The following is a 19,787-nucleotide window of genomic DNA, read 5'->3' on the forward strand; positions in this document are numbered from 1 at the left end:
AGTTTATACGCGTTCTTTTAAGTGTTGACGAAACGAATTGACAGCCACAATGGCGCACTTCCCTCCCTTACCCTTAAAGGCCTTTAAAGGCCCTTTAGCGAGCTTTTGCGGGCGTAGCATTATTCGAGCCAAAGTTGGCTGAAATCCGGCCATCCCAGCGTATTTAAATCCCGCCAGGTAAATGACTTCTCGGTCGCAAATTCCATCCAGTGATGCAGCAAAGGAATGACATATCGCTGGTGGGTCATCTCATGGAAAAAGGCGGCAATGGTGGCGAATGCATGCTCATCGTCGCTGTTCAGAATCGTCGGCAGCAGGGTGTTCAGGTTTTGTCGCTGGGCTTCAGGCAAGCGCGTAAACAGCGCGGTGGAAGCCAGCCATTCCAGAAACGCCGGAACCGAAAGGGTATCAAGCATAAAGTTACTGAGCCAGATATCCGCAGGAGGGCGCGGCTGGCTGTTAAAGCTATCAAACGCGTCGATCCGTATTTCGGCGCGAATATGCCAGCGCTCAAGTAGGCGGTGAATCGCCCCGGCAAGCTCCACCAGTTCCGGCTGCTGAAAGGTGCTGATGATAACCGGCTGACGCAGGTTAAACGGCGCGGTGATCCCGCCGAAATCCACCGGGCGGTGGTTCCACTGCGGCAGCATGCCCTGAGCCACGGAGAGGATGCGCGCGTATTCGTCGGGAAGCTGCGTCTGGCTGAGGAGTTCGACAGGTTGCAGCAGGTAATTGATAAATCGTCTTCCGGCCTCATCTGCAAAGGCCCCATCACCGTCGAGCAGCACAAAGCAGCAGCCCTGCTCCAGACTACGCTCGTTGAGCGGGCGGTCATCCTGTGCCTCCTCGCCCCGTAGCAGGGGAATAAAGCTCATGCTGATATGCTGCGGTGCCCAGGTGAAAATGGTGATCTCCTCCAGTCCGGGCCGCGCCTGGTGCCAGTGTTGATTGCGCCGCAGAACCATAAAGTTGTCGCTGTGCTCCTGAAGATGGAAAGCGCCGGTACAGCGGATGTGTCCGTGCTGGTAATCAAACAGCATTGTCGGCTGGGTGGCGAGCAGGCAGTCGAGCCGCCTGACAGGATGATGCGTTTCAATCGCCAGATGCCATGGCGCGCTAGCGGTAATGGTTTTTATTGAGCTGAAAAGCGGGGCGAACTGCGGGCTCTGGCTGGCGGCGAGCAGGCAGTGCTGAACGGCGCAGGCATCCAGTTCGCTGCCATCGGCAAAGCGGGTGGTGGATTTCAGCCAGAACTCCCAGCGGGTAAAGTCCTCGTTGTGGGTCCAGTAGTGGGCGATATCAGGGACGATCTTGCCCTGAACGGCGTCATAGCGCGTCAGTCCGCTCAGGCACTGGCGCAGGAGGTGGCGTTCGGTCCGTCGCAGGGGGACGAGCGGGTTAAGCGGATCCAGATTGCGATAGTAGGGGATGCGTACCCGCGTTTCGCTGCTTTTATCCTGTACCCCAAAGCGCCACAGGTTCAGGCGATCCAGCAGATACTTGTCGTTGCCGATAAACCGCAGCACGTTGCCGTAATCCTGCTTCTCCAGCAGCTTATTGACATTCTGGCTGAACAGCTTTTCCGGCGAGGTTAACAGGTGGAGCCGTGAGCGCTTGCCGCGTCCGCGCTGCGGCTGCCAGTCGAGCCATTTTTCCTGATGCATCTTTTTCAGCGCAATACGGCAATTACGCACCGAACAGCCGAAGATGGCGGCGATCTCCTGCATCTGTAATTCGTGCGTCTGACCTGCGCCGTAGCGGGCGTGCAGCCTGCGAAAATGCGCCTCGAAGATATTCATGTGATGCCCTCCCGCCGAACGCGATTTCCTCTTTTATCCCTTTCTGACGGTTTCTGGCGTGATTGTCCTCATAAATTTTCCGGTTTTAAGCGAAAACCGGAAATAACTTTCGTCTTTGATTGCTGTTTTTTTAATCATCTCGGGTTCGGATACTGAAGGTGTTCGGAGCAGAACCTGCTGTTGTGCGAATCCCTGTCATAAAGACGCGCTCAGGAGATCGAGATGAAAAGATTCAACCTTCTGCAAATGTTACAAAGCATCGGGCGATCGCTCATGATCCCCATTGCCATGCTGCCTGCCGCCGGTATTTTGCTGGCTTTTGGTGTTAGCTTTCAGGATCCCAATATTGTCGCCAGCCTGCCGTTTCTCGGCACTGACTGGCTGGTTCACGTGCTGAAGCTGATGGCGGAAGCGGGCAGTGCGATTTTCGCCAACCTGCCGCTGCTGTTTGCGGTCGGCGTGGCGGTGGGACTTAGTGACGATCAGGGCATTGCCGGGCTGTCGGCGATCGCCGGGTTTTTGATTATGAACGTCACCATCGGCCAGTTTCTGGGGATCACGCCCGAATCGGTGGCGCAGGTGCGTGACTACACGATGGTGCTGGGCATCCCTTCGCTGCAGACCGGCGTGTTTGGCGGCATCATTATCGGGATTATTGCCGCCTGGCTGTATAAACGCTATTACCGCATCCAGCTTCCTTCATGGCTGGAGTTCTTCTCCGGCAAGCGATTTGTGCCGATAGTGACCTCCTTCGCCGCGCTGTTTGTCGGGCTGGTGATGGCGGTGGTCTGGCCGCCGGTTCAGCATCTGATTAATGGCCTGTCGAATACCATGACGGTGCAGGGGCCGGGCGTGTCCGCCTTCCTGTTCGGTTTTGTCGAGCGGCTGCTGATCCCGTTTGGCCTTAACCATGTCTGGTGGCCGACGTTCTGGCTGCAGTTTGGCGAGTACGTGAACAAAGCCGGGCAGGTGGTGCATGGCGACCAACTCATCTTCTTTGCCCAGCTGAAAGACCAGGTGCCGATTACCGCCGGAACCTTTATGGCCGGGCTGACGCCGATCAAGATGTTCTGCATTCCGGCGATTGCGCTGGCGATCTACCGCTGCGCCAGCCCGGAAAACAGAGCGCGGGTGAAGGGCATTATGCTCTCTGGCGCGATCACCTCCATTGTTTGCGGCATCACCGAGCCGATTGAGTTCTCCTTCCTGTTTGTTGCGCCTGTGCTGTATGGCATTCACGCCGTCTTAGCGGGGCTGGTGTTCCTGCTGATGGAGTGGTTCCGCGTGCACATCGGGCTCTCTTTCTCCGGCGGGCTTATCGACTATCTGTTCTTTGGCGTCCTGCCGCGAGCGCCTCACTGGTACATGGTGTTTCCGGTCGGGCTGGTGATGGGAGCGCTGTACTACGCCCTGTTTACCTTTGCCATCCGCCGCTGGAATTTGCTGACGCCGGGGCGTGAAGTCGAAGAAAACGCTGTGGCGCAGGAAAACGAACAGGACGACCTGGTGAGCGGCATCATTCTGGCCTATGGCGGGCTGGGAAATATGACCAGCATCGAAGCCTGCATGTCGCGTCTGCGCATTGACGTGACGGATAAGACGCTGGTGGACAAAGCGCTGCTGAAACAGCTTGGCGCGGCGGGCGTCGTCGAGGTCGGGAACAACATCCAGAGCGTCTTTGGTATGAAATCCGATCGGCTGAAAGAAGCGATCCGCGCAGCTAACGCGTATACACAGGAGGCAAAATGAAACAGCTACACCACAGCGGCTTGCCGCTGTATCTCGATGACGACGGCGTGATGGCGCTGAAACCGCCGCTGAACTATCTCGGCTTTGGCCGCAAAAGCGCCGGACAGATGGCGGTGGTATTACCGGAGTTCACTGAAGCACAGCGTGATGAACCGACTTACGATGTTTATCGCGGGCTCAGCTTTGCGGAGGATCACGAACGGCTTGCTGCTGACCAGTATCAGTATGACATCACCATCATCATGCCGGGAACGATTGGCCATGAGCGCAAGAAAACCAGCGGTCATTATCACGGCTATAACGACACGCGGCGCAACACCCATCCGGAAGTGTATGAGGTGATTAAGGGTACGGCGGCATATATCCTGCAAAAGTCGCCGGATTTTGCCGTCCCGCCAAAAGATCTGCTGGTGGGCGATCTTATCGTGGCGGTGGTGAAGGAGGGGCAGAGCATTATCGTGCCGCCGAATTACGGCCACTGCTCAATCAATATCGGTGACGGGCCGCTGGTGTTCAGCAACCTGGCGTATAAACCCTGCGCGGTTCACTACGACACGGTGCAGTTTTACCACGGTATGGCCTGCTACATCGTGGAAGAGAACGGGCAGCTCTGCGTGCGCAAGAATCACTACTACCCGCGTATTCCGCGCATCAAATTCGCCACCGTCAAAGAGAACCCGCATCTTGGCATCACCTTCGATACGCCGCTTTACCAGCGCTACCGCGCCGCACCGGAACGTTTTCATTTTCTGGGGCATGTCGATAACTATGTCCGGGAAATCATGGGGATGCTCCAGTATGAGGATGATTTATTCCCGCTCTGTCAGGAGGACGCATGATGGAAACGCAATCTGTTGCAGGCGTTGCCTGTAGCGACCTGAATCAGGTGATGTCGCGGATTGATGGCGCTGCGCTGGCGTGTCTGGAGCAGGCCATTGCTGACGCGAACGCGATATTTGTTTTTGGCGCAGGCCGTTCGCTGTTGATGCTGAAAGCTTTTGCGATGCGCCTGATGCATATCGGCCTGAAGGTGCATGTTGTCGGCGATGTGGTGACGCCTGCGCTGCAAAAAGGCGACCTGCTGCTGCTGGCCAGCGCATCGGGCGAAACGGCTTCGCTGGTGAATGTGGCAGCGAAAGCGAAGAAGCTGGGCGGCACCGTGGCCCTGCTGACCATTTTCCCCGAGTCCACGTTGGGGAATCTGGCGGATGTGGTGATCAGGATCCCGGCCTATACCGACAAACTGCCGGATGGACCTGAGAATGTGAAAGGTATTCTGCCCGGCGGCAGCCTGTTTGAAGAGGCGGTCATGGTGCTGGGCGACGCCATGATTGTGAATCTGGCGCAGTCGACGGGATATCGCTTAACCAAAGGCTTTGCGCTGCACGCCAACCTCGAATAAGTCATTCGACACAAGGAAACCAACATGAAATTACAGCTTGCCCTGGACGAGTTAACCCTGCCTGAAGCGCTGGTATTTATTGATAAGGTGGTTGACGACGTTGATATTATTGAAGTGGGCACGCCTTTTCTAATTCGGGAAGGCGTGAACGCAATTAAAGCCATTAAAGAAAAATATCCGCATAAGGAAGTACTGGCGGATGCGAAAATTATGGATGGGGGATATTTCGAGTCCCGGCTGTTATTTGATGCTGGCGCAGACTACGTTACGGTTCTGGGCGTGACGGATGTTTTAACGATCCAAGCGTGTATCCGGGCGGCAAAAGAGACGGGAAAACAAGTGGTGGTGGATATGATCTGCGTCGACGATCTGCCCGCGCGGGTCCGCCTGCTAGAAGAAGCGGGGGCGGATATGCTGGCGGTACACACCGGCACCGACCAGCAGGCGGCGGGACGCAAGCCGATTGATGATTTGATAACGATGCTGAAGGCGCGCCGGAAAGCCCGGATTGCCGTCGCAGGCGGCATCAGCAGCCAGACGGTGAAGGACTATGCGCTGTTAGGTCCGGATGTGGTGATTGTGGGATCAGCGATCACGCATGCGGCGGATCCGGCTGTTGAGGCAAGGAAGATATCACAGGAGTTGTTGCAACATCATTGAGGTTAGACGAACAGAACGACATCTGGCGCGACTGTGTGCCAGATGTCGGAATAACCATAAGATTATGCCTTCAGTCTGAATCGTGGATTAACTCCCTTCGCGCTGGTGGCTCGATTATTCATAGGGATTTGATAAATACTCCATATGGATTTTATCATTGTCAAAGCCCCTATCTACTATGACGAAATCATTGCGCAGCGTAGGGGGCTTGGCGGAACCCCAGGCCATCTGCTGCATGCTTTTACCAAGGAACATGTCAGAGAGACGGTCGCTTACACGGCAGTAGCATAAGTATCAAGAGGATACTGCCAATATCCAAATTCCGGGATAGACATCTCGGTTTAGTTACTGCAATTCATGCTAGTGACTCGGTGGGAAAAGGAAGATCTCAAATGTCTGATGAGTGTTAGGAGCGGACATCTCTCCTAGGAAAATTACATCTTTGATATATAATGGCTTTTAAAATTAATTTTTAGACATTAATGAACCGTGACGATGTTAATGAAACGTGAAGATATAAACACTATTATAGCCATGTCCGGGCTAATTCTTGCTGCATTTACCTCTTATAATCAATTTAAACCAGAAACAGATAAGCTTGAGGTGGCCGTTAATACAGGCTTTGTAGCCAGTTCCGAATTAGAATTAAACAAAGATATTTATGTGCCCAAAGCACTATATGGAGATTATACTAGATTTGCTGGCCCCGCTTCGATAATCCTTGAAGTATCAAATAACATGAGCAGGCCTGTTACAATAAAAAAAATCGAAGTCGAATTAATTAAGAACGACGCTGCGGTGAGTTACACTAGCATGTTCAACCCTTTAGACAATAAAACCTTAGACAATTTACAATCCCCTACTACTATCTCTGAGCATTCTGTCAAAAAAATAGAGTTGCGAATAAATATACCAATTTATTATAACGAGGACGTTTCCTCATGCTTCAGAAGTATTAAATCCACCAAGCCTAAAGATGAGAAATTTGGCAATGTACGTTTTTGCTATTATAAAAACGGCATCGATTTATTAGGGAATAAGGTCCAACTCAAGCAGTTTGAAGACGGTGGATACATGGTAGAATCCTTTAAAGGAAATAGCTTAATATATAGGGTAACAGCCATAACAGGCGACAACTCCAAGATAGTTAGTTTAGCTACTTTTTATTGAGTTTTTTAACGATTCCCATCTATAAGACAGGACAATGTAAGTATGCATTCTGAATGTCCGTTGTTCGCTCACATCGGACCATGCTTTCTAATAATCCCTGCACTTTGACTTGATAGCTGGGTTAAGGGCCTTACCATTCTGACATAGCATAAAGGCACAGCCCTTAAAGTTATGACATTATGAGTGTTCAGGTTTGCCGCTCTCCAGACTGCGGTGTACCGCCTCGCAGATCCGGCTTACCGCCAGCCCGTCTACGGCGGTGATCGGGTAGGGTGACTTGTTCCTGACGGCCCGTACAAAGTCGTTTATCGGGTCGATACCGAAACCGCTGGCAACGCCGTTGCGGTAGTTGATGAAATAGCTGTTGGGTGTGAGCGTCATGCCCGGCGTGGTGATTTCCAGCCCGCGATGCTGCGAGGTGCTGCGGATATAGGTTGCCTCGCAGAGGATATCAATACGCCCGTCGTTGTCCTTCGGAAAGCCCTCCGGCAGCACCCACGAGTTTTCCACCACCCACGAACTGCCATCGGCCATTGTCAGCAGGCTCTGCACGCTGTCGAAGGTGTCGAGGCCGCATTCGACCGTCAGCCGCTTCTGCCCGACGGCATACACCGACACCACCTCCTGGCCGGAGAGATACCGTACAAGGTCAAAGCAGTGGGAACCGAGAAACCATACCGGAGAGCTTGCGCCCGCCCAGTCCAGCCACTCCGTCGGCACGCTAATCACGTCGTCCATGCTGATATGGCCGCGCAGGATGCGCCCGGCTTCCGGCTTCTCCAGTTCGGCCTTAATGCGCATTACCGCCGGGTCCCAGCGCTTGTGGAAATCGACGCCGACCAGCAGGTCCCGCTGCTGCGCCATCTCCACGATAAGCTCACACTCGCGTACCGAGGTGGCGAGCGGCTTTTCCGCCAGCACATGTTTGCCGTGGCGCAGGGCGGTGAGGATGGATTCGGTGTGGTACGGATCCGGTGTCGCCACCGAGACCACGTCGATGGCTTCCTCTTCCAGCAGCGTTTCCAGCCGGGTATAGCCCATGATGCCGTATGACATGGCGAGGTCGTCGCAGCGTTCTGCATCGGTGTCGCAGATGGCGACCAGCACCGTGTCCGGGTTATGGCGGTACGCATTCATATGGTGTTTGCCGTAGATACCCGCACCGACCACGGCGGTTCTGATTTTGTTCATATTTGAGTCCTCAGAATAAGCCCAGGGAAAACAGCCAGCCGATGATGACGGCCAGCGGTCCGGTTAACTGACGCGAAAGCAGAAAGGCGGGGACGCCCTTCGCGATAGTCTCCGGCTTTGCCTCCTGCATGGAGAGTCCTACAGGGACAAAGTCGCAGCCGACCTGCACGTTGATGGCAAACAGGGCGGGCAGGGCAAAGGCCGGGGATATTGCGCCCGCGCCAATCTGCGTGCCAATCATCACGCCAATCACCTGCGAGATGGCCGCACCCGGCCCGAGCACCGGCGAGAGGAACGGAATGCCGCAGATGAGCGACAGCAGCACCAGCCCCCACAACGAGTTCGCCAGCGGCGTCAGGGCGTGGGCAATCAGGCTGCCGAGCGCGGTCTCCTGCACCAGCGCAATCAGCAGCGAGACAAAGGCCATAAACGGGATAACGTTGCGCAGGGACACGTCCACCGCCTCGCGGCTGGCGGCGAACAGCAGGGCGATAACATGGCCGACGGCGGTGCCGGTCTGCTCGACCATGCGCACCAGTTTCTCCGCGCCACGTGGAGGCGGCGGAGTGATGATGACCCGTGGCGCAGCGACAGGCACGGATTCCGGTTCACCGTCCGGGGCTTCGGCGGTATCCACCAGAACCAGTTGCTCCATCGTCACGCCGGAGACGTAGTTCTCCTCGCTAATAAACTGCGCCAGCGGCCCGGCGCGCCAGGTGGGGAGCACGTTGATGGTCGGGATGCCCTTCTGCGGATACAGGCCGCAGCGCAGGGACCCGGCGCAGTTAATCACCACGCACAGAATGTCGTTATCCGGTGGGATATCAGCGAAGCCGTTGACAATTTCCGATTCGGTGAGCGCGCTGATTTCTATCGCCACCGGATGGATTTCGCGTCCGGTCAGCGACAGTACCTTTTTGCCGCTGCCAACGGGCAGCCACAGCCCCTTGCCGTAGCCGCCGGGACCAGGGGGAATGAGTACCGTGTTCATGGTCGTCCCTCCGCAATCATCAGTTCTCCGTGCAGGGCCGGGAGCAATGGCACCGGGCCGGACAGATGGACCACGCCGGGATGGAAGGCATTCAGGCTGCCGTCAAATTTCATCGTCAGATGGCCGAGCTCAAACAGCGACTGCTGTGCTTCTCTGCCCACAGCCGTAATGAGGTAGCTGTATCCGGCCAGCAGCAGGGTATCGCCTGGCAGAATGAACAGATTTTCTTCCCGCATGGTCGGTTCCAGTGACAGGGAGTAGTCCAGACAGTCCTTCGGCCCGTTGCTGTCGAAGGTGATGAGCATTTTGTCGGTGAGGCCATCGGCGACAAACAGGCCGATAGCGACGATACGCGCGCAGTAGGTCATCATGGTTCGTTCCCCCGTTTGCTGAGGCGCAGGAACAGGTACTCGGTGATAATCCCGCGGATTAAACCAATCAGCATGGCGGCGGCGATATAGCGCAGCGCCAGTGAAGTGACGGGCAGGCCGAGCGCCTTAATCCCGGCGGCGACGCCAAGCCAGACGAACAGCTCCGACGGTACCACGTGGGGAAACAGGCTGGTAAGCGGATGGGCGGTGGTACCGAGCGCATCCTCATAGCCGGGCTTGCTCTTCTCAGGTAAGAGCTTGCCGAGGGTCAGCGCGCCGGGGCTGCTCATAAAGAACCAGCCGAGCACCGGCAGCACGCCGTAGGTGAGGATGCGCGAGCGGCCGAGCAGGGCCGCGACCTTCTCCATCCGTACGGTGCCGACCAGCTTCATCAGGAAGTTGATGGCCAGCAGCAGGCAGATGAGCATCGGGATAAGTCCCGTCATCATGTCGAGGAAGATTTTGCCTGCGGCCTGGAATACATGAATAAACGCCTCAGCGAGGCTGACTGTCCACATAAGGTGTCCTCCGGGTAAAAGGCCCGGAGCGCACAGACTTATGAGACAGAGGTTAAGGCATGACAGGCGTAAGCGTCTGGGGCTCCGGTAATGGCGATAAACAGCTATGGCTCATACTGCTTTCTTTGTTATCCCCGCTTGTGGCGTGTTTTTGTGAACTGAGCGGTTTTCAGGACGAGCGGATACGTGGCAATTCAGCCCTGAGTATGCGATGCTCAGCAGTTGGGTTTGCAGAGGGTGATTGTCTGCAATTTATACAGATAGATTAGATCGAAAATTAGAAAAACAAAAGCTATAAATATCTAATTTTCGAAATCTTTTCTTTTTTTCTGATTATTCATGCGGTTACAGAGTTGGGGCGTGATGATTAAGAGTGAATTTAGTACAAGATTAGCCGAGTTACTCGCGAGAACGGGTGATTCGATGCGCGATCTTGCCCAAAAAAGTGGGATACCTTACTCCACAATCCGCGGATACATTGCTGGGGACTCGCTCCCTACTGGGATTGAACAATTACATAAGATTGCTCGTGTTACAGGTGTGCAGCCTGCTTGGCTTTTGGGTGGGGATGTTGAGCCTTCCACGCGCGATATGCGAGTTACAAAAGAATTAAAACTATTAGTGACTTTGGCGGAACATCTCTCTGATGTGCAGAGGGGGATTCTCCTTAAACAAACCCTCGCGGCATTAATTGATGAAACCGATTGTGTTGAACGTGATCAAGAACATACTAAATTATTATCCCCATCAATAATTGAATTAGCTTTAAAACTTGATCAGCTATCTGATGATAAAAGGAAATTTTTATTTGATTTTTTGGATAAGGATAAAAAATAATTGAATGGTTGTTGTATTACATGCAATTGTTAACTTGTTTCCATATAAAGGTCTTAAACAAAGAATTCTATTTTATTCCTTTTAATTTAAATTAAGGATGAGGTATGTTTGAAAAAGTATCGGACATTTTGGAGGCATTTGTTGCGGCAGAAATTGATTCTCTAAAAGATGTTGATATGCCTCATATGCCAACCTTAGGTAGTGCATATGAAGCTATAACTAAGGAAGGTGTTAATCAAGATTATGTGATTCCAAAATATTTAGGGCTTAAAGTTGTATCTGGATTTATCACTGTTGCAGATGTAATATTCCCTCAACAAATAGATGCTATGCTTGTTGTTGGTGATGGTAAAAGATATGGTAAGACAGAACAATTTATCTATGAGATAACTCAGGTATTATGTATATTCGAAATTAAAAAAACTTTAAGGAAAAATGATTTAAAGGATGCTTTCTTGCATCTGCGAGAATTGAAAAAGGCTTTTACCGAAGATTTTTCTCGAAAAATTGATGATGAAGGATTTCAACCTAATGTTTTTCTTGCAGGGCATCATTTTTCGCAAATTACAGGGAGAAAAGCTCCTGGTTCATATAATGATCTGAAGTATTTGGATGTAAAAGACCAAATTTTAATGTATACCTTAATTCAGGAAATTTATGCACCAGTAACGATTATTCAGGGATATGGTGGCTATGAAACTGAATATGGTTTACGTACTGCATTTATTGATTCGCTTGAGGAATTATACGCTGAGTATGGTAATGGAGCGGGTTTAGGAGTTCCTGGTTTGCCATCTCTGATAACATCCAATAACTTTAGCTTGGTAAAAGGATGTGGGTTACCATTCATAATGACTAATCAAGAGCGTGAGTGGGTTGTTATTGGATCGACTCGATTTAAATCTATCCGTATGATGATGGAGTTAATTTGGTCTAAAATATCCATTTTTTGTGATAGTCAACTTCCATGGGGAGATGGAGTTTCAATGGAAAATGTCAGCCCCTTAATGCTTGCTATTCCCGCGGAACATAATGGACAAGTCGGCTGGCGCTACCCTACAATTGAGTATAAAGAAAAGACTCTTGAAAGAGCAGAGCATATTGAGTGGGAGCCAAATGCTATAACTAATAGTGAATATGATATGTTCATCCAATTAATGTGTGATGGAGGTATGTTGAAAATTAATGAGGAGCTGTGTGAAGTCCTTGATTGCACAATTGATGAAGCTAAAGAGATGGCGAGTAATTTAACGAAGACAATGGAATTTGTCTTGGATGGCGATCTATTAGAGCCTATTAAAAAGGTCATTTTTGTTATTAAAAATGATACAGATGGTGCATATCTGTCATCAAATAGGGAACGGTTTGATGCATGGTGCCACAAAAAAGGTATAGAACCAAGATATATAACTTTAATTGTAACTTGGTAAAGTTATAATGAGTATAAATTAGTTACGAATCTCACCTTTATTTAGGGGTAGGCCCATTACCCCTTATTCTCCCTTCCTTTCAGCCTTTGCAGTCCCTTTTCGCCATTTTCATTCCTTCTGTTTTTGAGGTGGTATAGGTGGGACAAGTGGTACAACCGCGCCTGCCGTGGCTTTGCGCTGTACCACCTGAAAAATGCCAGTCTGAAAAGTGGGACAGATTCAGCAACGGCTGTCCCACCCTGTACCACTTTTTTTAAACCAAATTCTGTAATGTGGGACGCTGAAACCCGCGCCAGCTCTGCGTGTACCACTTGTCCCACCCTGTACCACCTTTTTTTAAGACACGCGAGACTGCACTCAGATACTGAGGATGCGGGAGGTGAGCCGGTAGACCCTGGCTTTGCCGATCTCCGGCAGGCGAACCTGCGACTGGTATTTCCCGTCGCTGCCGGGCAGCAGGCATTCTGCTTCCAGACATAATCTGGCCGCTCTGGCGGGACTGAATCCCCGGCACATTTCCCGCCAGCCCTCCGGCAGGATGTGAAACAGTGTGTGCTCTTCACCCGTCAGCGGATCTTTTTCCACCCGGCGAAAGCCCACCATATTCAGCGGGCGGTCCGGGCCGTCCCACGAGGCAAAACGGCTGTACTGGTGCGCGGTGATGAACCGCTTGATCTGCGCCAGCACGCCTTCATCTTCCTGGTTGGCAATATGGCCGCGTTCGTTCAGCCAGGCGAGCAGGCAGATCTGCACCGCCTCATACGCCGTACCTTCCTGCCAGCCCGTGATGCCGTGCAGCGTCGCTATCTCTCCGGCCGCCGCCAGCAGGGCAAAACGGGCCACGATGCGCTGCACCTGGTTTCCGGCGTTGTCCGGCATCAGGGCGGTCTGGTAGCGGCGAAGTAACTCTCTCGCCAGCGTGGTGCTGGCGTCCAGGTCGTGGGTGAGGAAGGCCAGCCAGGCACGAAAGGCGGTGCCGTGGAAGCGGGCGACCCGGTCGCACAGGGCATCGGCGAACTGCTGGCCGCTGGCAAAGCCGTGTAGCTGCTCAAACGCGCCATGATGCCCGGTGTCGCTGGGGATTTGTACCATGCGCACGTCCATTCCGGCGTAGAGGCGCTCCCCGGCGCGTTCGGTATGTTCCGCCAGCGACAATTCCCCGGTGGAGAACAGCAGCAGCGTCCAGTGCCTGCGGTTACGCACTTCGCCATCGGTACGTGCACGCCCCTTGCCCTGGCCGTTCGCCAGCATATAGGCAATCATCCCGGCTTCACGCGGGTCCACTTCGCGCAGTTCATCGAGCGGCAGCAGGGCATCATTGTGTCGGCTGGCAATTCCCTCCAGCGCATTCCCGGTGGCCCGCCATGAGTGCCAGTAATCCGTCCCGCCACAGACGGAAGCGGCCACTTTCATCACTGTGGTTTTACCGTCAGTGGACTCACCGCGCAGATGGAAGCCTCCGCCGCCCGTTCCGGTCAGGCGCAGCAGCGGGGCGGCCAGCGCACAGCAGACGGCAAAGACCAGCCGTGAATTGCCTGCACAGAGTGCGGCGACCTGCTCCTGCCACTCTGCCAGCGTCCCTGCCTGCGTAAAGCCACCAGTCAGGTAGTGGCTGCCCTGAAGGATGACATTGTCACCACCGGGACCGATAACTTCATCCGGGAGCACGTACACGCCATTGTGCCAGCCGGTTTTCTCCACGCAGGTGACCCGGCGTCCGGGGAGTGACCGTGAGATGTATTCGCACAGCAGGCTGCGTAGGGCGGGGCGGGTGGAGATGTAGGTCAGGCCGTTCTCCAGCAGGATGCGCCGCAGCTCCTCGCCGTTGCCGCTGAGCATCGCCATCGGCATGGCCCAGCGCCGCAACTGCCCGGTGGTGGTGTGCCATTCCAGCAGGCGTCCATAGCTGCCGTCATGGCTGTCGCAGGTGATGGCGGTGACGCGCAGAGGGGAACAGATGCGCTGGGGCTGGACGTCGCTTTCTCCGTCGCGGCGTTCGGTGAGCTTATCAAACCACAGCGCCTCTTCATCGAGGCGGAAGTGCTCCGGCAGGATGTCAGAAGGCCTTTCCTGCCGCAGGCGTGCAAGCTGACCGCTCCAGTCCTCCAGCAGCTCACCGTCGGGGCTCATCAGCCGGGCCATCTGCACATCCGCATGTGCCAGTTTTACGGCGATTTTCAGCAACTCCTCTTCGTGGATATCGCCGGTGCGGAGTACCCGGACGTAGAGCGTGTCGGGTCTGATAATGGTCAGATTATCCAGATCGGCCAGTTCATCCGGGCCGAGTACCACCGGGGGAACATCATCTTCCCGGTCGGGATCTTTTCGCCAGGCGCGTGAGGTCTCCCATGCCTGGCTTCCGGCCAGGATCACCACTTCGAGCGTGCGGTCAGGAGACTGCTTGTTGAGGAAGGGGGCGCGTTTCATGATGAGGTATCGGTCGGCTCATCCCTGAGCGTGGATTAACGGATGGCGGTGCGGCGCTGCTGCCACTGGCGGATTTCAGCGGCATCGAACACCACCAGTCGGGAAGAGAGGTGGACGGGGCGGGGAAAGTCGGAGTCTTTAATCAGGCGGTAAACCGATGATTCGCTCATCGCCAGAAACTGGACCACCTGCCGCATACGCACATTGCCGCTTTCGGGAAAAGCATCGTTATTGTCAGCACGGGTTTTCATGATTGCACCTCACGGGAACAGAGTGTCGGAGCGGTTATAGCGCGGAACGGGAAGGGGAGGTATAGGTCCGGGTGAAAAAGTAAAGTCCGGATAGAAAATAATGAGTCCGAAAAATGATTGTTTATTGCCAGTAATAATGACAATAAATTAACTAGTTGAAAATTAATGGGTTATTTAACATCGCCTATGTTTGAATGAAATCTGCGCAGGTAAGCGGGTGGTAATGCACTACTACGAACGTTTCATATCAACGGGCGCTAGTCTACAGTTCGTTATAAGCGTTTAAAATAATACCGTTAGCGATAATTCATTCACTGCGTCCAAATGATGTAGAATTCTCATTAACCTACAGTTGTAGGTTGTGTTCCTGCATAATACTCCGATGTGTATAAATTGTTTTACAAATTAATTTTGTCTATAGTTTAATAAGAAAGATAGGCAGTGTTATGTATATAATTTAACTTGCAAAAAACACAAGTTATAACTATTACACAACCATGCCTATACTTATTGTTGATAGATAAGAGGTTACACAGTTATGTTATCCGAATCTGATAACCAGAGGTTGCTCTGACCAAATATTGATTCTATGCCTTCTTTTATTTCTGAGATATCATCTAAATATAATATTCTTAAGTTTTTTATTGCTCGTGAACAAGCCACGTAGAGCAAATTTTTAGTATTATTATGTTTTTCTTTGAAAATATCATCAGTTAGCAAATGATCGCGATATTCTTTATTTTCTTGAAGAAATTTGAAATAGTTTTTAAATTTAAGCTTATCTTTATTTCCAAAGCTATGTTCTAAAATAATAGCAACATTATTGTATTCTTCACCTTTGGTACCATGGTAGGTGTGGTAGATAATATCACCAATCTCTGTGCCATCTATAAAATTAATCCAATTCATTAGAGATTTTATTGGTAAGGATAAAATACTCTGTATTTTACCTTTAGCTACAGTTTCATCTTCAGACATATCATTCATGAGTAAATTTATGCTGTTTATAATTGCAGACTTAAATAAATGGGGTGACAAGGTTTTTTCTTTGTCAGAGTTAATGCGGTTTATTAGTATTTTTTCTAGAGAACTTTTTTCTTCACTATATTCAAGACGGTCTGTTATTAGTTCAATCCAGTCATTAAGTGATACAATTTCTTTATTTTGCAGTTCACGTAAAATTGAATTTGCAGAAGAAAAACTTAGTCCCTCACCATAAGCTCCAAAAATACAGTGATAAGAAACATTATTTTGAAGAATGTCTTGATATAACTTTGTTAGGTTATAGATAATCAATATGGTTGGGTGGAGTTTTTCTAATTGCTTGGATAACACTTGAGTATTTAGGTTTTCATGATAGATCGTTGAGTTTTGATATGCTTGGTAAACATTGTCGAAATCATTGAACTGCGCCATGAGCCTATTAGTTAACACTAGGCAGTGGATCTTGCAATCGTCATTATCCCTACCTTTACTGGTTTGGTCTAAATAAGATTTATAATGTGAGAGAAACTCTTTTGCTATTTCCATTTTTCCCTTGGATTGATGATGAGAAAAAATAACGGAACCTTTATTACTCTCTGACGAAATGGGTATTTGAACTATTTTATCTGCGCGAATTTTGTTTGCAACATCAATTATTTGTTGATGTGAGCGGCGGTTAAATATTTTATCTATTTCATAAAGTCCGCTATGAAGTTTTGTGATATTTTCTCCTACTCCATCATCATAAATACATTGGGCCGTGTCGCCAAAGTAACCTACCATCCATTTCTTATTATTTTGATTTGAAAAATCATAAAGAGTTTTAAAAAAACCAACAACATGACTATTTGTATCTTGATATTCATCAATGAAAAAATAAGGGTAACTGTCAATAATAATACGACATAGCATTGGATAAGTTTTGACTAGTTTTAACCCATACTCAAGTAGAGTATCATGACTGAACTTCATATAATGAAGTCTATCGATATTGACCTTACTGTCATAATAAACACGATTTTCTTTATTAGATTCAATCCTGGCAAGACACTCTTCAAGTCTTTGGATTTTATAAAACATACTGACAACGAATTTAAAGTTAGAAACATTTTTTAAAAAACTATCTAGATGAGAAGGTTTCTCAATTGTTGAATCCCCATAAGCTTTTTTAAAAGATGCAGCGCTATGATCTTTATAACGATAAAAAATATCTTTAGTCTGAAAAATATACTGAATGAATGTTTGCTTTTCGGGTTCATCAAGGTTGATAAAAAATTTCGCTTTTTCAGAATGATTAAGTTCTTTTTTATTTTCATCTATCACATTGATTATCTTTTCCTTATGACATATCAAAAGCTGTGGTTGGGCTCTTTTGATTATATCCCACAACATTTCGTGAATAGTTGAAACGTGAACTACTTCTGAATTTCCTAACCGTTTCTTTATTTCATTTACCGCAACATTGGTATAGGTAATGCAGGCTATTTTTTGGGGGCTTCTAGTAGCTATGATTTTATTTATAGTGACATATTTAAGAGTTTCTATCAGCGCATAGGTTTTACCAGCACCAGCACCAGCATTGAAACGAAAACTGTTGAAATTATCAACATGATTGATGACGCTTTTTTGCACCTCTAGTTCTTTAATTTCATTTGTTAGCATCAGCTATCTCCGCCGTAATTTCAATTTTCGGGATTACAACATCTTGGTTAACGGCTATACCGTATTCATTTGCCGGAGTTGCACTATCTCTTTGTATTTTAAATGCAAGCCATTTTAATCCATCCTCAAGATAATTTGGTAATTTTGGTAAGTATTCAGTGTCTTCCGCTGAGAGGAAATTAAATAACAATTTGTTAGAAAAATCACTTTTACTATCAGAAAGTTTTTTCTGTAATTTATAAGAGTGAGAGATTAAATTTTTATTGGATTTTTTACCACTACTATTCAATATTTCTTGATAAATTCCAGGTTTACATTCATTTAGTGCTTCATTAAGTGCATCGTTGTTATAATTTGTCAAAATTAAAGCCTCTTCGAAGCTAGTTGCGTACTGGCCTTCAATTGGATCTTTTTGAAATACAACATAAAGGTTTTCGTCACTAAAGAATTCTATATTATCTAATTGGCCTGCTTCTTCTTCAGATTTATCTTTGAGTTTTATGTTCAATTCTTTAAGTGTCGCATTAGTCGTAGTTCGACCACTGAGACTTGTGATTTGATAAAAAGTTGGTGCAGTACCCGGACGGAAAGGTATATCTCCATTTTTTGCCTGTTGACCACATCTTAGACACGTTTCATTTTCTTTATGTGCTTTGCATTTTTCACATTTTTCACGCTTGATATCTATGTCGGTCACAATTAGACTAGGGACACAAAGTTGTTTTGCTAATGGAAAGTATAATTTGCCGTGAGCGCCATTGATATTGAATACTGATATATAGTAGTTACTAAGAATTGGATGCTTTTCCAAATAATAATGTAACAAAGTCTCCTCAGTAATACCTTCAACAAAGATAATTGCGTCTGAAAAAAACAACTCTGACACTTTGTATTTTATATGTTTTTTTATAAATTTGAGTTTTTCATTAGCATCATTATCTTCACTAGAGACTACGCATTCATCAGTCAGGTTAATGGCTTTTGTGCATTTTTTTATTGAAGTTAAGTAATTAAGATTGTTGAATGTATTGCTACTATGGATTTTGCTATTAACGATGTGAGAAGAGTGGGTTGTAATAGCTATCTGGCATTGAAGAGTTTTTTTTATAACCGAAGAATTGTTTGCTATCTCCAAAGCTTTTTTTACTGCATTATCAATACGTTTAATAAAGAACTCTTGCATGTGAGGGTGCATGAATGCTTCAGGCTCTTCAATAAATAGTAGATTAACTTTACTAAAATGACTTTTGTCTTCATAGCTATCTACAAAATGAATTATTTCACCGATTATATTTAATAGGTTTATATATCCTAAGCCAAACTGATCTTCGGGGATATAATCTTCACCATCTATAAAATTATATTTTATCAGTCCTTTCATTATCGCATCATAACTAACATTTCCCGATAGATTTAAATCTACTTTATTTGAGTGCTCTATCTCACATAGAACCTGCGATATATCAGTGCTTTTTGCACCTACACTTAAAGATATTTGCTGGTTAATCAGATGAATACTGGATTCCAAACCTGTGCGAGATTTAGTGTCATTAGTGAATTGAAATGAAACTATCTTATTGAAAACATCGCTAAGAACTCCTTCTTTAAGATGACGATTGGCTTTTATTTCTTTGATGTTAATTAATTTTTTAAGTGAGAATTTTTCTGCAGGTTCACCTAATATATCGATAAAATTAGTTTGATAAAGATTTCCCTCCTTTTTAAAACAGTTAGTGTCTTTTGAAAGCATTAAGTAAAACATTTCAAACTGCTGTTTATGATCTAGTGTATTCCCTTCTGAATTTTTTAAATTAAAGATCCTCTTAACTTCCTCTTTAAAAGCAGTTTCTTCAGAATAAACAATTTTGACTACAATGCGTATACTCACGGAAGTTCCACTCTCACCCTCACTAATTGATATAAAAGGTGATAGGTTCGTCATTAAATCATTATCGTTGAAATCTACTTTAATTGCTAATGTAAACTCTAATGTCGGTGTTTCTAATTGTTCGAACTTTGTATCTTGATCAATATTATAAGATCGTTTGTAAAGACTAAATAACTCATTTAAGTATGATAAGTTAAAGTCAGATGCTAAGGGTTGTTCGTTTCCGCATAGCATTTTAAGTGCATTGATGACAGTTGTTTTACCTGCGTTATTCTTACCAATTATTAAGGTTGTCGATGGTGCAATCACTGATTTTGATTGCTCACCTTCTATTGTCATATCTATAACTTCTGGTTTAACGAAGCATACTTTATTATCCGTAGAGCGAAACTTTCTATAATTCTTGATGGTTAAAAATTCTAAATGCACGGGATTACCCTCATCCATAATATTTTAA

General features: G+C 48.2%; 16 protein-coding genes. 7 read left to right on the forward strand and 9 right to left on the reverse strand.

Going from position 1 to position 19,787, the window contains the following annotated elements:
• Window positions 1–119: 119 nt before the first annotated feature.
• A complete protein-coding gene (locus E4Z61_RS22585) occupies window positions 120–1,799 on the reverse strand; it encodes an SgrR family transcriptional regulator (RefSeq protein WP_135324665.1) in 1,680 nt (559 codons plus the stop codon).
• 222 nt (window positions 1,800–2,021) lie between these two features.
• Between E4Z61_RS22585 and ptsG the strand changes: the two genes are divergently transcribed.
• The 5 genes from ptsG (at window position 2,022) to E4Z61_RS22610 (ending at window position 6,780) form a co-directional block, all read left to right on the forward strand.
• Complete coding sequence (gene ptsG / locus E4Z61_RS22590) at window positions 2,022–3,548, forward strand: glucose-specific PTS transporter subunit IIBC (protein WP_135324666.1); 1,527 nt, start codon at window positions 2,022–2,024, stop codon at window positions 3,546–3,548.
• Entirely contained in the window at window positions 3,545–4,387 is an 843-nt protein-coding gene (locus E4Z61_RS22595) for a glucose-6-phosphate isomerase family protein (protein WP_135324667.1), read from the forward strand. Before ptsG ends, E4Z61_RS22595 begins: the two co-directional genes overlap by 4 nt.
• Window positions 4,387–4,950, forward strand: a complete 564-nt coding sequence (gene hxlB, locus E4Z61_RS22600) for a 6-phospho-3-hexuloisomerase (RefSeq protein WP_135324983.1) — start codon at window positions 4,387–4,389, stop codon at window positions 4,948–4,950. The genes E4Z61_RS22595 and hxlB overlap by 1 nt, the downstream gene beginning before the upstream one ends.
• Window positions 4,951–4,974: 24 nt before the next feature.
• Window positions 4,975–5,610, forward strand: coding sequence for a 3-hexulose-6-phosphate synthase (hxlA, locus tag E4Z61_RS22605; protein WP_135324668.1), 636 nt, complete (start codon window positions 4,975–4,977; stop codon window positions 5,608–5,610).
• Between the two features lie 495 nt (window positions 5,611–6,105).
• A complete protein-coding gene (locus E4Z61_RS22610) occupies window positions 6,106–6,780 on the forward strand; it encodes a hypothetical protein (RefSeq protein ID WP_135324669.1) in 675 nt (224 codons plus the stop codon).
• Between the two features lie 177 nt (window positions 6,781–6,957).
• Here E4Z61_RS22610 and E4Z61_RS22615 read toward each other — a convergent pair whose 3' ends face one another.
• The 4 genes from E4Z61_RS22615 to srlA are packed head-to-tail and all read right to left on the reverse strand — an operon-like array spanning window position 6,958 to window position 9,851.
• Entirely contained in the window at window positions 6,958–7,971 is a 1,014-nt protein-coding gene (locus E4Z61_RS22615; protein WP_135324670.1) for a Gfo/Idh/MocA family protein, read from the reverse strand.
• A gap of 10 nt (window positions 7,972–7,981) precedes the next feature.
• Window positions 7,982–8,962 carry a PTS glucitol/sorbitol transporter subunit IIB gene (gene srlE / locus E4Z61_RS22620; protein WP_135324671.1) on the reverse strand — a complete coding sequence of 327 codons (981 nt, stop codon included), beginning with the start codon at window positions 8,960–8,962 and terminating at the stop codon, window positions 7,982–7,984.
• Complete coding sequence (locus tag E4Z61_RS22625) at window positions 8,959–9,333, reverse strand: PTS glucitol/sorbitol transporter subunit IIA (RefSeq protein ID WP_088144763.1); 375 nt, start codon at window positions 9,331–9,333, stop codon at window positions 8,959–8,961. Before E4Z61_RS22625 ends, srlE begins: the two co-directional genes overlap by 4 nt.
• Window positions 9,330–9,851, reverse strand: a complete 522-nt coding sequence (srlA, locus tag E4Z61_RS22630; RefSeq protein WP_135324672.1) for a PTS glucitol/sorbitol transporter subunit IIC — start codon at window positions 9,849–9,851, stop codon at window positions 9,330–9,332. Before srlA ends, E4Z61_RS22625 begins: the two co-directional genes overlap by 4 nt.
• Before the next feature lie 423 nt (window positions 9,852–10,274).
• Between srlA and E4Z61_RS22640 the strand changes: the two genes are divergently transcribed.
• Together E4Z61_RS22640 and E4Z61_RS22645 are read left to right on the forward strand one after the other, a co-directional pair.
• Window positions 10,275–10,688 carry a helix-turn-helix domain-containing protein gene (locus E4Z61_RS22640; protein WP_240703840.1) on the forward strand — a complete coding sequence of 138 codons (414 nt, stop codon included), beginning with the start codon at window positions 10,275–10,277 and terminating at the stop codon, window positions 10,686–10,688.
• Window positions 10,689–10,792: 104 nt separating this feature from the next.
• Window positions 10,793–12,118, forward strand: a complete 1,326-nt coding sequence (locus E4Z61_RS22645; RefSeq protein WP_135324674.1) for a DUF6602 domain-containing protein — start codon at window positions 10,793–10,795, stop codon at window positions 12,116–12,118.
• Window positions 12,119–12,475: 357 nt separating this feature from the next.
• On the opposite strand, the gene E4Z61_RS22650 is transcribed toward E4Z61_RS22645, so the two are convergent.
• The 4 genes from E4Z61_RS22650 to E4Z61_RS22665 all read right to left on the reverse strand — a co-directional run bounded on the left by E4Z61_RS22650 (window position 12,476) and on the right by E4Z61_RS22665 (window position 19,777).
• Window positions 12,476–14,545: a DUF927 domain-containing protein gene (locus E4Z61_RS22650; RefSeq protein ID WP_135324675.1), complete on the reverse strand. Its 2,070-nt coding sequence runs from the start codon at window positions 14,543–14,545 to the stop codon at window positions 12,476–12,478.
• A 35-nt stretch (window positions 14,546–14,580) separates the two neighbouring features.
• On the reverse strand, window positions 14,581–14,796 hold the full coding sequence (locus tag E4Z61_RS22655; RefSeq protein WP_135324676.1) for an AlpA family transcriptional regulator: 216 nt from the start codon (window positions 14,794–14,796) through the stop codon (window positions 14,581–14,583).
• Between the two features lie 528 nt (window positions 14,797–15,324).
• On the reverse strand, window positions 15,325–17,442 hold the full coding sequence (locus E4Z61_RS22660) for a UvrD-helicase domain-containing protein (RefSeq protein WP_135324677.1): 2,118 nt from the start codon (window positions 17,440–17,442) through the stop codon (window positions 15,325–15,327).
• The gene (locus E4Z61_RS22665) at window positions 17,429–19,777 is read right to left on the reverse strand and encodes an AAA family ATPase (protein ID WP_135324678.1); all 2,349 of its coding nucleotides are present in this window, start codon (window positions 19,775–19,777) and stop codon (window positions 17,429–17,431) included. Before E4Z61_RS22665 ends, E4Z61_RS22660 begins: the two co-directional genes overlap by 14 nt.
• Window positions 19,778–19,787 lie beyond the last annotated feature (10 nt).

It is taken from the genome of Citrobacter tructae (assembly GCF_004684345.1).
GTDB lineage: Bacteria > Pseudomonadota > Gammaproteobacteria > Enterobacterales > Enterobacteriaceae > Citrobacter > Citrobacter tructae.

Bases quoted from the DNA above. Each gene is read 5' to 3' on its own strand.
- E4Z61_RS22585 (WP_135324665.1), bottom strand. From the start codon at position 1,799: ATGAATATCTTCGAGGCGCATTTTCGCAGGCTGCACGCCCGCTACGGC.
- ptsG (WP_135324666.1), top strand. From the start codon at position 2,022: ATGAAAAGATTCAACCTTCTGCAAATGTTACAAAGCATCGGGCGATCG.
- E4Z61_RS22595 (WP_135324667.1), top strand. From the start codon at position 3,545: ATGAAACAGCTACACCACAGCGGCTTGCCGCTGTATCTCGATGACGAC.
- hxlB (WP_135324983.1), top strand. From the start codon at position 4,387: ATGGAAACGCAATCTGTTGCAGGCGTTGCCTGTAGCGACCTGAATCAG.
- hxlA (WP_135324668.1), top strand. From the start codon at position 4,975: ATGAAATTACAGCTTGCCCTGGACGAGTTAACCCTGCCTGAAGCGCTG.
- E4Z61_RS22610 (WP_135324669.1), top strand. From the start codon at position 6,106: ATGTTAATGAAACGTGAAGATATAAACACTATTATAGCCATGTCCGGG.
- E4Z61_RS22615 (WP_135324670.1), bottom strand. From the start codon at position 7,971: ATGAACAAAATCAGAACCGCCGTGGTCGGTGCGGGTATCTACGGCAAA.
- srlE (WP_135324671.1), bottom strand. From the start codon at position 8,962: ATGAACACGGTACTCATTCCCCCTGGTCCCGGCGGCTACGGCAAGGGG.
- E4Z61_RS22625 (WP_088144763.1), bottom strand. From the start codon at position 9,333: ATGATGACCTACTGCGCGCGTATCGTCGCTATCGGCCTGTTTGTCGCC.
- srlA (WP_135324672.1), bottom strand. From the start codon at position 9,851: ATGTGGACAGTCAGCCTCGCTGAGGCGTTTATTCATGTATTCCAGGCC.
- E4Z61_RS22640 (WP_240703840.1), top strand. From the start codon at position 10,275: ATGCGCGATCTTGCCCAAAAAAGTGGGATACCTTACTCCACAATCCGC.
- E4Z61_RS22645 (WP_135324674.1), top strand. From the start codon at position 10,793: ATGTTTGAAAAAGTATCGGACATTTTGGAGGCATTTGTTGCGGCAGAA.
- E4Z61_RS22650 (WP_135324675.1), bottom strand. From the start codon at position 14,545: ATGAAACGCGCCCCCTTCCTCAACAAGCAGTCTCCTGACCGCACGCTC.
- E4Z61_RS22655 (WP_135324676.1), bottom strand. From the start codon at position 14,796: ATGAAAACCCGTGCTGACAATAACGATGCTTTTCCCGAAAGCGGCAAT.
- E4Z61_RS22660 (WP_135324677.1), bottom strand. From the start codon at position 17,442: ATGCTAACAAATGAAATTAAAGAACTAGAGGTGCAAAAAAGCGTCATC.
- E4Z61_RS22665 (WP_135324678.1), bottom strand. From the start codon at position 19,777: ATGGATGAGGGTAATCCCGTGCATTTAGAATTTTTAACCATCAAGAAT.